The organism is Planobispora rosea (genome assembly GCF_014648175.1).
In the GTDB taxonomy this organism is placed as follows: Bacteria; Actinomycetota; Actinomycetes; order Streptosporangiales; family Streptosporangiaceae; genus Planobispora; species Planobispora rosea.
This window is the reverse complement of the sequence record NZ_BMQP01000005.1, coordinates 79,845-93,109: the sequence shown is the minus strand read 5'-3', so window position 1 is coordinate 93,109 and position 13,265 is coordinate 79,845. Positions and strand designations below refer to the sequence as shown.

The 13,265-nt window shown below is 72.0% G+C and carries 10 protein-coding genes; 6 read left to right on the top strand and 4 right to left on the bottom strand.

All coding sequences use genetic code 11. From position 1 onward, the window contains the following. The first annotated feature begins 8 nt into the window (after positions 1-8). From nirB to IEZ08_RS06570, 3 genes are all read left to right on the top strand, one after another. Entirely contained in the window at positions 9-2,456 is a 2,448-nt protein-coding gene (gene nirB, locus IEZ08_RS06580) for a nitrite reductase large subunit NirB (RefSeq protein WP_068924036.1), read from the top strand. Between the two features lie 121 nt (positions 2,457-2,577). After that, positions 2,578-2,943, top strand: coding sequence for a nitrite reductase small subunit NirD (gene nirD, locus IEZ08_RS06575; RefSeq protein ID WP_068924035.1), 366 nt, complete (start codon positions 2,578-2,580; stop codon positions 2,941-2,943). Between the two features lie 55 nt (positions 2,944-2,998). Then, complete coding sequence (locus tag IEZ08_RS06570) at positions 2,999-4,189, top strand: uroporphyrinogen-III synthase (protein WP_229802956.1); 1,191 nt, start codon at positions 2,999-3,001, stop codon at positions 4,187-4,189. Here the strand turns inward: IEZ08_RS06570 and IEZ08_RS06565 are convergent. The 3 genes from IEZ08_RS06565 to IEZ08_RS06555 form a co-directional block, all read right to left on the bottom strand. Then, complete coding sequence (locus IEZ08_RS06565; protein WP_141704095.1) at positions 4,134-4,751, bottom strand: hypothetical protein; 618 nt, start codon at positions 4,749-4,751, stop codon at positions 4,134-4,136. The genes IEZ08_RS06570 and IEZ08_RS06565 overlap by 56 nt on opposite strands. A gap of 257 nt (positions 4,752-5,008) precedes the next feature. Continuing rightward, positions 5,009-5,863 (bottom strand): PAC2 family protein, encoded by an 855-nt coding sequence (locus IEZ08_RS06560; protein ID WP_068924033.1) that lies wholly within the window; start codon positions 5,861-5,863, stop codon positions 5,009-5,011. A 65-nt stretch (positions 5,864-5,928) separates the two neighbouring features. Beyond that, positions 5,929-6,387 carry a universal stress protein gene (locus IEZ08_RS06555; RefSeq protein ID WP_068924032.1) on the bottom strand — a complete coding sequence of 153 codons (459 nt, stop codon included), beginning with the start codon at positions 6,385-6,387 and terminating at the stop codon, positions 5,929-5,931. A 113-nt stretch (positions 6,388-6,500) separates the two neighbouring features. On the opposite strand from IEZ08_RS06555, the gene metH reads away from it, so the two are divergent. Then, the gene (gene metH / locus IEZ08_RS06550) at positions 6,501-9,965 is read left to right on the top strand and encodes a methionine synthase (protein WP_189241841.1); all 3,465 of its coding nucleotides are present in this window, start codon (positions 6,501-6,503) and stop codon (positions 9,963-9,965) included. 134 nt (positions 9,966-10,099) lie between these two features. Next, the gene (locus IEZ08_RS06545; protein ID WP_189241840.1) at positions 10,100-10,753 is read left to right on the top strand and encodes an HAD family hydrolase; all 654 of its coding nucleotides are present in this window, start codon (positions 10,100-10,102) and stop codon (positions 10,751-10,753) included. A 187-nt stretch (positions 10,754-10,940) separates the two neighbouring features. Here IEZ08_RS06545 and IEZ08_RS06540 read toward each other — a convergent pair whose 3' ends face one another. Further along, positions 10,941-12,035 (bottom strand): DUF418 domain-containing protein, encoded by a 1,095-nt coding sequence (locus IEZ08_RS06540; protein WP_189241839.1) that lies wholly within the window; start codon positions 12,033-12,035, stop codon positions 10,941-10,943. A 110-nt stretch (positions 12,036-12,145) separates the two neighbouring features. On the opposite strand from IEZ08_RS06540, the gene IEZ08_RS06535 reads away from it, so the two are divergent. Beyond that, complete coding sequence (locus IEZ08_RS06535; protein ID WP_229802955.1) at positions 12,146-13,252, top strand: sensor histidine kinase; 1,107 nt, start codon at positions 12,146-12,148, stop codon at positions 13,250-13,252. Positions 13,253-13,265: the final 13 nt, after the last annotated feature.

Genomic DNA, 13,265 nt, shown 5'->3' with positions numbered 1-13,265 from the left:
GCGCGACTATGGCACGGCTGGTTGTGGTGGGGCACGGGCCGACGGCCTACCGGCTGATCGAGACCCTGGTGGACCGGGGCTTCGGCGGGAGCATCACGGTGCTGGGGGAGGAGCCCCGGGCCGCGTACGACCGGGTGGCGCTGACCTCCTACCTGACCGGCAAGAGCGCCGAGGACCTGACCTATCCGGTGCCCGACGGCATCACGCTGCGCCTGAACGCCCGGGTGACCGGGATCGACCGGGAGAGCAGGGTCGTCACGACGGCCGACGGGCACACCGAGCCGTACGACGTCCTCGTGCTGGCCACCGGGTCGAGCCCGTTCGTTCCGCCGGTGCCGGGCAAGGACCTCGACGGATGCTTCGTCTACCGGACCATCGACGACCTGGACGCGATCCGGGAGGCCTCGCGGGGCGCCACCGCCGGCGTGGTCATCGGCGGCGGGCTGCTCGGCCTGGAGGCGGCCGATGCGCTGCGCGGCCTCGGCCTGCAGACGCACGTGGTGGAGATGGGCGGCTGGCTCATGCCCCGGCAGGTCGACGAGGGCGGCGGAGCGGTGCTGCGCGGCCACATCGAGGCGCTGGGCCTGGGCGTGCACACCGGCGCCGGGGTCAAGGAGATCGTCGCCGGGCCGCAGGGCCGGGTGACCGGCCTGGTCAAGCCGGACGGGGAGACGATCGAGGCGCAGGTCGTCGTCTTCTCCGCGGGCGTGCGGCCCCGCGACGAGCTGGCCAGGTCCAGCGGGCTGGCGGTCGGCGAGCGCGGCGGCATCGTCGTGGACGACGGCATGCGCACCAGCGACCCGGCGATCTACGCGATCGGCGAGTGCGTCCTGCACGACGGCATGGTGTACGGCCTCGTCGGGCCGTGCTTCACCATGGCCGAGGTCGCCGCCGACCGCATCCTCGGCGGCGAGGGGGCCTTCGCCCGCGCGGACATGTCCACCAAGCTCAAGCTGCTGGGCGTGGAGGTGGCGCAGTTCGGCGCGATGGACGGCGCCCTGGACGTGACCTTCATGGACCCGGTCACCGGCGTCTACCAGAAACTGTTCGTCAGCGACGACGCCCGGACGCTGCTCGGCGGGATCTGCGTCGGCGACGCCACGCCGTACAACACGCTCAAGCCCTTCGTCGGCCGCGAGCTGCCGGGCGCGCCGAGCGAGCTGCTGTTCACCGGCGGCCCGTCGAACATGGAACTGCCCGACGACGCGCAGGTCTGCTCCTGCAACAACGTGACCAAGGGCCAGATCTGCTCGGCCATCGCGGACAAGGGCCTCACCGACGTCGCGGGGATCAAGGCGTGCACCCGCGCGGGAACCGCCTGCGGCAGCTGCGTGCCGATGCTCAAGCAGATCCTGATCAAGTCCGGCGTCGAGGTGTCCAAGGCTCTGTGCGAGCACTTCGCCCACAGCCGGGCCGAGCTGTTCGACATCGTCCGGGTCCGGGGCATCACGACCTTCTCCCAGCTCATCACCGAGCACGGCACCGGGCGCGGCTGCGACGTGTGCAAGCCCACCGTCGCCTCGATCCTGGCCTCCCTCGGCAACGGCCACATCCTGGACGGCGAGCAGGCCGCCCTGCAGGACACCAACGACCACTTCCTGGCCAACATCCAGCGCAACGGCACCTACTCGGTGGTCCCGCGCATCCCCGGCGGGGAGATCACCCCCGACAAGCTCATCGTGATCGGCGAGGTCGCCCGCGACTTCGGCCTCTACACGAAGATCACCGGCGGGCAGCGGATCGACCTGTTCGGGGCGCGGGTGGAGCAGCTCCCGCTGATCTGGAAGCGCCTGGTCGACGCGGGCTTCGAGTCCGGGCACGCGTACGGCAAGGCGCTGCGCACGGTGAAGTCCTGTGTCGGCTCGACCTGGTGCCGCTACGGCGTGCAGGACTCGGTGGGCCTGGCGGTCGCGCTGGAGCTGCGCTACCGGGGCCTGCGCTCGCCGCACAAGCTGAAGTCGGCCGTCTCCGGCTGCGCCCGCGAGTGCGCCGAGGCCCGCGGCAAGGACTTCGGGATCATCGCCACCGAGCAGGGCTGGAACCTCTACGTGGGCGGCAACGGAGGCTTCACCCCCCGGCACGCCGACCTGTTCGCCTCCGACCTGTCCACCGACGAGCTGATCCGGACCATCGACCGGTTCCTGATGTTCTACATCCGTACGGCCGACCGGCTCCAGCGTACCTCGGTGTGGCTGGAGAACCAGGGCCTGGACTACGTCAAGGAAGTCGTCCTGGAGGACTCCCTGGGCATCTGCGCCGAGCTGGAGGCGCAGATGGAGCGGCACGTCGCCGGGTACGCCGACGAGTGGCGCGCGGTCCTGGAGGACCAGGACCGGCTGCGGCGCTTCGTCTCCTTCGTCAACGCCCCCGGCACCCCGGACCCGTCGATCGCCTTCGAGCCCGAGCGCGACCAGGTCAAGCCGGTCCTGATCCCGCTGGAGGCGGTGCGGTCCTGACCGCCCCGGACCGAGCCGCCCCGCCCCGGACGGAGCCGCCCCGCCCCGGCGGCTCCCGACCGGCCCCGTCCCGATCTGACGTAACCGATCCGATCCGACCTGAAAAGGAGGGCTCTGCCCCATGACAGTGCTGAGCGAAGACCTGAGCGCAGGACTGGAGGAGACCGGCTGGACCCGGGTCTGCGCCTACGCCGACCTGATGCCCGAGCGCGGTGTCTGCGCCCTGGTGGACGGGCACCAGATCGCGGTGTTCCGCACCTTCGACGGCGGCCTGTACGCGATCGGCAACCGCGACCCCTTCAGCGGGGCCTACGTTCTCTCGCGGGGTATCGTGGGCACTCGGGCAGAGGAGCCGACCGTGGCCTCGCCCATGCACAAGGAGGTCTTCTCGCTGGTGACCGGCGTGTGCCTGGACGATCCCGGGGTGTCCGTGCCGACCTACCGGGTCCGCGTCGCCGGCGGCGCGGTGGAGGTGAGCCTCGCGTGAGCGGGCGGGTCATGGACGCGGCGGCGCGCTGGACGCGGCCGGCGGAGGAGGGCGCGTGAGTTCTGTCACCTCCGGGGCTCTCCCTGCGGGCTTGCGGGAGAGCCCCGAGACGGCGCCCGACGCGCTGGCGGGGTTCACGATCGGTGTCACCGCGACCCGGCGGCGTGAGGAGTTCTGCGCCCTGCTGGAGCGGCGGGGCGCGCGGGTGGTGCGGGCCCCGGCGATCCGGCTGGTGCCGCTGGCCGAGGACGCCGACCTGCTGGCCGCGACCAGGGAGGCCCTGGCGGGCCCGGTCGACGACGTGGTGGTCACCACCGGGGTGGGCTTCCGGGGCTGGGTGGCAGCGGCCGAGGGGTGGGGCCTGTCCGCGGATCTGATGCGGCACCTGACCGCCGCCCGGCTGCTGACCCGGGGCCCCAAGGCGCGAGGCGCGGTCAGGGCGGCCGGGCTGAACGACCACTGGACCCCGGCGACCGAGTCGTGCGAGGAGGTCAAGCAGTACCTGCTCGCCCAGGACCTGCGGGGCCGCCGGATCGCGGTGCAGCTGCACGGGGAGCCGCTGACCGGCTTCGTGGCCGCGCTGCGCGAGGCCGGCGCGGAGGTCATCGAGGTGCCGGTCTACCGGTGGCTGCCCTACCGCGATCCCTCGCCGCTGCGCCGCCTGATCAGCCAGGCGGTCTCCGGGGGTGTGGACGCGGTGGCGTTCACCAGCGCCCCGGCGGTCCTGGCGATGCTGAACGCGGCCCGCGCGGAGGGCCTGGAGGAGGCGTTGCTGGCGGCCTTCGCGGGCCCGGTCGTCGCGGCGTGCGTGGGCCCGGTCACCGCCGCGCCCCTTCAGGAGCGCGGCGTGCCGGTCGTGCAGCCGGAACGCTCCCGGCTCGGCGCACTGGCCCGGACCATCGCCCGGCACCTGCCCGCCCACGGCGTCACCCGCCTGGTCGCGGGCGGCCACGAGCTGGAGATCCGCGGGCACGCCGCCGTCGTGGACGGCGAGCTCAAGCCGCTGCCGCCCGCCCCGATGGCGGTGCTCAAGCGCCTGGCCGACAAGCCGGGCCACGTGGTGGCCCGCTCCGAGCTGCGGACCGTCCTGCCCGGCGGCCCGTCCCGCGACCCGGCCGAGCACGCGGTCGAGATGGCGATCACCCGGCTGCGCCGCGCCCTCGGGCCGGCGGGCATCGTCGAGACGGTCGTCAAACGGGGCTACCGCCTGGCGTGCGAGCGGGAGGTTCCAGCCGCAGCTCTCTGACGATCTCCTCGGCGCTCTCGTCCCGGGAGGGGACGAAGTCGGTGCCGACGAACAGCTCGTAGTAGGCGTGCCGGAAGCACCCCGCGAGCAGCAGCCGGGCACTGGCGACCGGGTCCACCAGGGGGGAGACGCGTCCCTCCCGCTGCTCGGCCGCCAGGTACTCGGTCAGCGGGACGACCTCCGACGTCGGGCCGAGCTCGGTGTCCTTCATGGCCTCGCGGAAGCGGACCGTGACCGAGGGGGAGGTGAAGGCCGGCAGTGCCGCGGACTGCACCTCCGCGTAGTAGTCGATGCCCGCCCGGGCGATGGGCAGCAGGTTGTCGCTGACCCGGCCCTTGCCGACCAGGTGCATGAGGTCGTCCAGGATCTTCAGCCAGAGCGGGAGCCTGTCCTGGAGCAGGGCGAGGAACATGTCGACGGCCTGTCCCGGGGTCGTCGGCCCCCGCAGGCCCGAATAGGGGACGGCCTCGCCGTCCTGACGTTTCATGAATACGGCCATCTCAAGAACGCGGCGTCGCGTCTCCTGTGCTTTCTGGTACGGGTCGAGCTGGGGAGTCGCCATGGTTGCCCTTACGTGCGCAGTCACATGGACAAGGGTCGGCGTGGTGATGGCGCCATTCAGTGATGTTTACCGAGCCGTTTTTCTCCTGATGATGGAACTGTTGCCAGCGGGGGTTCCAACTCGGTGCGATCGGGTCGGAACGGGTGAGAGACCGATTATTACCCGAAACGCAGGAGAAATGGGGTAAATGATGGTAACTATGCGCTGTGTGTTTCGCCCGTCTCCGTGACGGGCCCGGCCGTCCCGCCCGCCGTGGGTCAGTTGTCCCCGTCGTGGTCGCGGCGGCGCAGGTAGCGCTCGAACTCCGCGGCGATGGCGTCGCCGCTCGCCTCCGGAAGCTCGGTGGCGTCCTTGCGCTCCTCCAGCTCCCTGACGTAGTCGGCCACCTCGCTGTCCTGGGCGGCCAGCTCGTCCACGCCGTGCTCCCAGGCCCTGGACTCCTCGGCCAGCTCGCCCAGCGGCATGTGGATCTTGAGCAGGTCGTCCAGCCGCCGCAGCAGGGCCAGCGTCGCCTTGGGGCTGGGCGGCTGGGCCACGTAGTGCGGCACCGACGCCCACAGCGAGACCGCCGGGATGTCCGCCGCGGCGAAGGCCTGCTGCAGCACGCCGACGATGCCGGTCTGGCCCTCGTAGCGGCTCAGCTCCAGGTTGATCGCCTGGGCGAGGTTCTCGTCGGTCGCCGAGCCGACGATCGGCACCGGCCGGGTGTGGGGGGAGTCGTTGAGCAGCGCGCCCAGCAGCACCGCCATCTCCACGCCCAGCTTCCGGCAGAGCGCGACGATCTCCGCGCAGAACGAGCGCCAGCGCATGTTGGGCTCGATGCCGCGCAGCAGGACCACATCGCGCCCGGCGCCCGGGGGCCGGGCCACCAGGAGCCTCGTGGTGGGCCAGATGATCGACCGGGTCAGGCCCTCGCCCATCTCGATGATCGGCCGGGTGACCTGGAAGTCGTAGTACTCCTCGGGGTCGAAGGAGGCCAGTTCGGTGGCCTTCCACTCGGCTTCGAGGTGCGCGATCACGCCGCTCGAGGCCTCGCCTGCGTCGTTCCACCCCTCGAACGCGGCGATCAGCACGGGGTCGACGAGCTCGGGTAGACCTTCGAGTTCGATCACGCGCAACCTCCCTATTCGCCTCGCTCCGCCTTCGGCTAAGCCTATGCGTTCGGAGGGCTCTCGCGTCACCTCCCGGAAGTGGTGTGAACGATCAGCACGTCGCAGCCCGCGCGATGGGAGACGGCCGACGGCACCGAGCCGAGCAGCCGCCCGGCGAGGCTGTTGAGCCCCCGGTTGCCGACGACCAGCAGATCGGCGCCGTGCTCGGCGGCCAGGGAGACCAGCGCGTCGACCGCGTCCCCCTCCGCGGCGGCCAGCTCGATCTTCCGGGCGCCCGCGGCGACCGCGTGCTCCCGGGCGGCGCGCAGCGCGTCGTCGGCCGGGGTGGATCCGCTCACCTTGTAGGACAGCTCGCCCAGGACGTCGGCGGCGGCGCTGCGGTCGCGCTCACGCATGGGGAGATAGGCGCAGGCGAGGACCAGGGTGGCGCCGGTCGCCGCGGCGAGGGAGGCGGCGGCCGTGACCGCGCGGAAGGAGGAGGCGGAGCCGTCGGTGCCGACGAGGACGGTGCGGTAGGACGCCATCGGGAACCTCGCAGGGGAGTCGGGCACGGGGCACTCGCGAGGCTAATTGGACCCGGAGTGCAATTAACACCATGAACGATAGCGCCCGGGCCGTTCCCAGTAAGATTCCCCCCATGACAAACGCACCGTCTTTCCGTGACGTCCTGGCCGAGCGCGTTCTGGTCGCCGACGGGGCCATGGGGACGATGCTCCAGGCCCACGACGTCAGCCTCGACGACTTCGAGGGGCACGAGGGCTGCAACGAGGTCCTCAACGTCACCCGCCCCGACATCGTGCGGGCCGTGCACGACGCCTACTTCGAGGTCGGCGTCGACTGCGTGGAGACCAACACCTTCGGCGCCAACCTCGCGGCGCTCGGCGAGTACGACATCTCCGACCGCGTCTTCGCCTACTCCGAGGCCGGCGCCCGGGTCGCCCGCGAGGCGGCCGACCACTGGGCCACTCCCGAGCGGCCCCGCTTCGTGCTGGGCTCCATGGGACCCGGGACCAAGCTGCCCACCCTCGGGCACAAGCCGTACGCCGAGCTGCGCGACGCCTACTACGACAACGCGGCCGGGCTGATCTCCGGCGGCGCCGACGCACTGATCATCGAGACCTGCCAGGACCTGCTCCAGGTCAAGGCCGCGGTCGTCGGCGCGCGCCGGGCGATCGCCGACGCGGGCCGCGACGTGCCGATCATCGCCCAGGTCACCATCGAGACCAACGGCGCGATGCTGCTCGGCTCGGAGATCGGCGCGGCGCTCACCGCGATCGAGCCGCTCGGCGTCGACGTCATCGGGCTCAACTGCGCCACCGGCCCGGCCGAGATGAGCGAGCACCTGCGCTACCTGGCCCGTCACGCGCGGGTCCGGCTGTCCTGCATGCCCAACGCCGGCCTGCCCGTGCTGACCTCCGACGGCGCCTACTACCCGCTCGGCCCGGGCGAGCTGGCCGACGCGCACGAGACCTTCGCCCGCGACTACGGCCTGTCGATCGTCGGCGGCTGCTGCGGCACCACCCCCGAGCACCTGCGCGAGGTCGTCGAGCGCGTCCGCGGCCAGGAGGTCGCCGCGCGCCGGCCCCGCCCCGAGGCCGGGGCCGCCTCGCTCTACCAGCACGTGCCCTTCCGCCAGGACACCTCCTACCTCGCCATCGGCGAGCGGACCAACGCCAACGGCTCCAAGGCGTTCCGCGAGGCCATGCTCGCCGGGAACTGGGAGGAGTGCGTGGAGATCGCCCGGGCCCAGGCCCGCGACGGCGCCCACATGCTCGACCTGTGCGTCGACTACGTCGGCCGGGACGGCGCGGGCGACATGCGGGAACTGGCGTTCCGCTTCGCCACCGCCTCCACGCTGCCGATCATGCTCGACTCCACCGAGCCCGCGGTGCTGGAGGCCGGCCTGGAGATGATCGGCGGTCGCGCGATCGTCAACTCGGTCAACTACGAGGACGGCGACGGCCCCGACTCCCGCTTCACCAAGATCATGAAGCTGGTCCGGGAGCACGGCGCCGCCGTGGTCGCGCTGACCATCGACGAGGAGGGCCAGGCGCGCACCGCCGAGCACAAGGTCCGCATCGCCACCCGCCTCATCGAGGACCTGACCAGGAACTGGGGGATGCGGGTCGAGGACATCGTCGTCGACTGCCTGACCTTCCCGATCGCCACCGGCCAGGAGGAGACCCGGCGCGACGGACTGGAGACGATCGAGGCCATCGCCGAGATCAAGCGCCGTTACCCGGCGGTGCAGACCACGCTCGGGCTGTCCAACATCTCCTTCGGCCTCAACCCGGCCGCCCGCATGGTGCTCAACAGCGTGTTCCTCAACGAGTGCGTCAACGCGGGGCTGGACTCGGCGATCGCGCACGCCTCCAAGATCCTGCCGATGGCGCGCATCCCCGACGAGCAGCGCCAGGTCGCCCTGGACATGGTCTATGACCGGCGGCGCGAGGGCTACGACCCGCTGCAGCGGTTCATGGAGCTGTTCGAGGGCGTCGACGCGGCTGCGATGAAGGCCGGCAGGGCCGAGGAACTGGCCGCGCTGCCGCTGTGGGAGCGGCTCAAGCGCCGCATCATCGACGGCGAGCGCAAGGGGCTGGAGGCCGACCTGGACGAGGCGCTCGCCCGGCGCCCCGCCCTGGAGATCGTCAACGACGTGCTGCTGGACGGCATGAAGACCGTCGGCGAGCTGTTCGGCTCCGGCGAGATGCAGCTGCCGTTCGTGCTCCAGTCGGCCGAGGTGATGAAGGCCGCCGTGGCCTACCTGGAGCCGCACATGGAGCGGGTCGAGGGCGAGACCAAGGGCCGCATCGTGCTGGCGACCGTCAAGGGCGACGTGCACGACATCGGCAAGAACCTGGTGGACATCATCCTGTCCAACAACGGCTACGAGGTCGTCAACCTCGGCATCAAGCAGCCGGTCTCGGCGATCCTGGACGCCGCCGAGGAGCACCGGGCCGACGTCATCGGCATGTCCGGGCTGCTCGTCAAGTCCACGGTGATCATGAAGGAGAACCTGGAGGAGATGAACGCCCGGGGCGTCGCCGACCGGTTCCCCGTGCTGCTCGGCGGGGCCGCGCTGACCCGCGCCTACGTCGAGCAGGACCTCGCCGAGCTGTTCCGGGGCGAGGTCCGCTACGCCCGCGACGCCTTCGAGGGACTGCGCCTGATGGACGCGTTCATGGCGGTCAAGCGCGGCGAGGAGGGCGCCTCCCTGCCGCCGCTGCGCCGGCGCCGGGTCACGACCGGCGCGGTCCTGGAGCGCACCGCCGTGGAGGACCTGCCCGCCCGCTCCGACGTCGCCGCCGACAACCCGGTCCCGGTGGCGCCCTTCCTCGGCGACCGTGTGATCAAGGGCGTCCCGCTCGCCGACTACGCCGCCTTCCTGGACGAGCGGGCGACCTTCATGGGCCAGTGGGGCCTGAAGGCCGCGCGCCGCGGCGAGGGGCCCTCCTGCGAGGAACTGGTCGAGACCGAGGGCCGCCCGCGGCTGCGCATGTGGCTGGAGCGCATGCAGACCGAGGGCCTGCTGGAGGCGGCCGTCGCCTACGGATACTTCCCGTGCGTCAGCGACGGCGACTCGCTGATCATCCTCGACGAGGCGGGCGGCGAGCGCACCCGGTTCACCTTCCCGCGCCAGCGTCGCGACCGGCACCTGTGCCTGTCCGACTTCTTCCGCTCGAAGGACTCCGGCGAGGTCGACGTGGTCGCCTTCCAGGTCGTCACGATGGGCAACAAGGTCTCCGAGGCCGCGGCCGAGCTGTTCGCCAAGGACGCCTACCGCGACTACCTGGAGCTGCACGGCCTGTCGGTGCAGCTCACCGAGGCGCTGGCCGAGTACTGGCACGCCCGCGTCCGCTCCGAGCTGGGGATCGGCGGCGACGAGTCGCTGGAGGACATGCTCAAGGTCAACATCGCCGGCTGCCGCTACTCCTTCGGCTACCCCGCCTGCCCCAACCTGGAGGACCAGGTCCAGCTGATGGGGCTGCTCGGCCCGGAGCGGATCGGCGTGAAGCTGTCGGAGGAGTTCCAGCTCCACCCCGAGCAGTCGACCTCCGCCCTGATCGTCCACCACCCCGAGGCCAAGTACTTCAACGTCTGAGCCCTCCACCGCCTGACTGCCGCTGCTTCGCCTTCTTTCTCTGTTTCGTCTACTTTGTGTACTTCGTGTACGGCTGATACGGCGCGGCGTCCGGTGACTGCTCCGGCGCGTGACCGGGAGAGGATCTCCGGGGGATGGACGCGGTCCTCTTCGACATGGACGGGCTGCTCGTGGACAGCGAGAAGATCTGGTTCCAGGTCGAGACCGAGGTGATGGAGCGGCTCGGCGGCGACTGGGGCCCGCAGGACCAGGAGCACCTGGTGGGCGGCTCCATGCCGGCCACCGTGGCCTACATGCTCCGGGTCTCCGGGGCGCCCGCCGATCCGGCCGACGTGACGGCCTGGATGCTGGAGGGCATGATCGCCAGGCTCTCCGACGGGGTGGAGATGATGCCGGGCGCCGCCGAGCTGCTGGCGGCCGTACGGCAGGCGGGCCTGCCCACCGCCCTGGTCACCTCCTCGGTCCGCGAGATCGCCGAGGCGTGCCTGTCGGGGGTCATCGGCCGGCACAACTTCGACCACGTGGTGACCGGCGACGACGTGGCGCGGACCAAGCCCGACCCGGAGCCCTACCTGACGGCCGCCGCCCTGCTGGGTGTGGACCCGGCCCGCTGCGTGGCGCTGGAGGACTCCCCGAACGGGGTGACGGCGGCCACCGCGGCGGGCTGCCGGGTGGTGGCGGTGCCGAGCCTGCTGCCGATCCCGCACGCCCCCGGCCGCCTCGTCGTGTCCTCCCTGCGCGAGGTCGGCGTCGAGACGCTGCGGGAACTGTCGGCGCGGGAGTTGTAGGGGCCGCGCTCCCGGGGAGGCCCTTAGGAGCTGTTCGAGGTTCGGATCAGGGTGAGGCCCAGCGCGGGTCCTGACGTGCGAAGTGCGAGAACGGTGGCCGGCCGGGTGGGGGTCGGGTCGCTCCGGTGAGCCTTGGCGGTCGTCGCAGCGTGGGACTTTTTGTCTCCGGATCTCCATCATCCGGTACTCAAGGTGTCCGCACATCGGGGGCGGGGCCCCCTGCTTCCGCGTCGGGAGTACGGCGCAAGGGTGGGCGGTGGGCCCAGGTGGCCCAGCGCCAGAGCCATTCCAGCGGGCCCTGGCGGTAGCGACGCAGCCAGAGCGTGGACACCAACCACTGGGGGATGAGGACGGCCCCGGCGACCAGGAGCACCGTCGCTGAGGACCAGCCGTCCGGTGAGCCGCCGACGAGGCGGGTAACCATCAGGACCAGGACTGTGGCGGACAGGTAGTTGGTCAGCGCCATCCGGCCCAGCGGTGCGAAGACCGTCTGCAGCACCGGCCGGAGCGGCGTCTTGAGCAGGAGCAGCAGGGCGCACACGTAGCTGCCCGCGATCAGCAGCCCCGCCAGAGCGAACCAGAGATTGAAGGCCCCCTCTCCGATCCGCGTCCCGGTCTGCAGCCAGAGGGCGGGCACCGCCCCCGCCGTGAGGATCAGGCCCAGTACGGCGGGGACGCGGACGGAGTGCTCCAGCCGGTCGACCACGCCGTACCGGGTCAGCGCCGAGCCCAGCAGGAACAGTCCGGGCACCAGCGGCACTCCGTTGCCGCCGAGGATCAGCGGCGCCGCGATGAGGACCGCGGCGAGTCCCGCGACGGCCCGGCGCGGCAGCCAGGTCGAAGGCAGTAGCACCAGCAGGCCGACGATGGCGTAGATGGTCAGGATGTCACCCCGCCACAGCAGGAACATGTGCCCCAGGCCCACGGCGAGCAGGACCAGGAGCCGGCGCAGCAGCAGCACCCGCGGTCCGGGGACCCGGCGTCCCGCGGAGTCCAGCAGCAGTGAGAAACCGACGCCGAACAGCAGGGAGAAGATCGGGAAGAAGCGCTGGTCGACGAGGAGCCCCAGCCAGGCGTCGTCATGACCGGCCACCACCGACTGCGTGACCGGTGCGGTGCCGCCCAGGTGGGCGATCGGCTTGACGTTCGCGATCAGGATCCCGCACAGGGCGAACCCGCACAGCACGTCGAGGGCGGCCAGACGCGGGCGGCCGGAAGAGGTCGTCTCGGGTCGTCCCGGTCCGGCGGCTTCCGGCACCGGGGGAAGCGTTTCATGTGACATGGGTCTGATCCTGCGAACCCCGGCCCGCTTCCATATCAACTGAAAGCAGGGCAGGGACCGTACTTTCGGCCGGTGCAGGCCGACGGGATCCCTCTCCTAGGCTGAACGCCGTGCGTGTTCCCGATCGGGTCGAGGCAGCCGAGGCCGGGCTCGGCGCCATGCTCGCGGCGGCCGTGGCCTTCCAGGCGTACCAGGTGGCCGTCAGCTGGGGCGCCGGTCACTGGCCGTTCGGCGCGGTGGTCGCGGCCTCGATCTGCCTGCTCGCCCTGGCGCGTCGCCGCGCTCCGCTGGGGACCGCCGTCGCGGGCCTGGCCGTGACCGCGCTCGCCATCCCCGCCGCCCGCTTCCTCCACCTGCCCGCCGAACCCAGCCCCGCCGCGTCCCTGGGCCTGGCGGTGCTCACCGCCTCCGCGGTCAGGACGCTGCCCGCCCGTACGGCCTGCGCCGTGGCCGCCTCGGGGCCCGCCGTGGTGGCGGGCGGCCTCCTCACCGCCCCCGGCTCGGCCGTGCCGGTGCTGGGCGGTCTGGCCTGGCTCGCCGGCCTGTCCCTCGGGTTCGGCTCCCGGCTGCTGGCCGCCCGCCGCCGTGCCGCCGCCGAGCGGGTACGGCATGCCGAACGACTCGAACTGGCCAGGGAACTGCACGACGTCGTCGCCCACCACATCACCAGCATCGTGCTGCAGGCTCAGGCCGCCCAGCTCGTCACCGCCAGGCATCCGGAGCGGACAGCCGGGTCCCTCGCCGACATCGAGACCGCCGGCGCGCGGGCCCTGGCCGCCACCCGCCGCGTGGTCGGCCTCCTGCGCGACGCCGCCCCCGCCGCCGAAGGCTGCGAACGGCTCGGCGAGCTCATCGAGGGTTTCGAGAGCCACGGCCGCCGAGCGCACCTGCGGCTGGACGCCGAGCCGTCCGGTTGGCCACCTCACGTGAGCGGCACCGTGTACCGGGTCGTGCGGGAGGCGCTGACCAACGTCTCCCGGCACGCCCCGCAGGCCCGCGCGGTCACCGTCGGTATCACCCAGGACGAGAGGGCGGTCACGGTCGAGGTCGAGGACGACGCCCCGCGGACACCCGTCCGCCACCACCGACGCGCCGGGTACGGCCTGACCGGGATGCGCGAACGCCTCGACACCCTCGGCGGCACCCTGACCGCCGGTCCCCGCCCCGGCTACGGCTGGTCCGTCCGCGCCGTCATCCCCACCGGGGAGCACCGATGACGCCGCCTGTGCC